Annotated in this window: 1 protein-coding gene; it reads left to right on the top strand. The window is 77.8% G+C overall.

Features of this window, described 5'->3' with window-relative positions:
* Positions 1-594, top strand: a 594-nt coding sequence (locus tag SZ60_RS15450; RefSeq protein ID WP_052505460.1) for a class F sortase, incomplete at its 5' end; no start/stop codon positions are given.
* Positions 595-690 lie beyond the last annotated feature (96 nt).

Here is a 690-nt window from a genome sequence, read left to right as displayed (position 1 = left end):
GGGGCGGCCGCACCGACGGCGGCGCCGGCCCCGGGGGCGGGGGCGAGCCCCTCGACGACCGCGGCTCCGTCGGCGACGGGCACCGCACCTCCTGCGGTGGGCGAGGTCGACGGTGACGGGGTCGACGGGATCGACGGGGTCGTCGGCGAGGGGGTCGCTCCGGCGGTCGTCTCGGTGCCCGCCATCGGACTCGACGCCCCGCTGATCGGCCTCGGCATCGCCGACGACGGCGCCATGGAGGTGCCCGTCGACGCGGACGACGTCGGCTGGTTCACCGGCGGCGGCAAGCCGGGCGGGCGCGGGCCGACCGTGATCGCCGCCCACGTCGACTCGGCGTCGGGCCCCGCGGTCTTCGCCCGCCTCGACGAGCTCGTCGTCGGCGACCGGGTCGACGTGACCACGGTCGACGGGGACGTCGTCGGCTACGCCGTCACCGAGGTCGTCGACGTGCCGAAGGCGGAGTTCCCGACCGCCCGTGTCTTCGGGGCGCAGCCGACCGACCAGCTGCGGCTGATCACCTGCGGCGGCGTCTTCGACCGCGGCTCGGGTCACTACGACCAGAACCGGGTCGTGTTCGCCGAACCGGTGGCCTGAACCCGGCCCGGCCGGCCCGTCCGGCATGCGGCACCCGCCGCCCGGCACCCGGCCCGCCCGGCCCGGCCGGCCCGCCCGGGGCCTACAACACCTCGG

It is taken from the genome of Frigoribacterium sp. MEB024, assembly GCF_000878135.1.
Lineage (GTDB): Bacteria > Actinomycetota > Actinomycetes > Actinomycetales > Microbacteriaceae > Frigoribacterium.
This window is presented reverse-complemented; position numbering and strand designations above follow the sequence as displayed.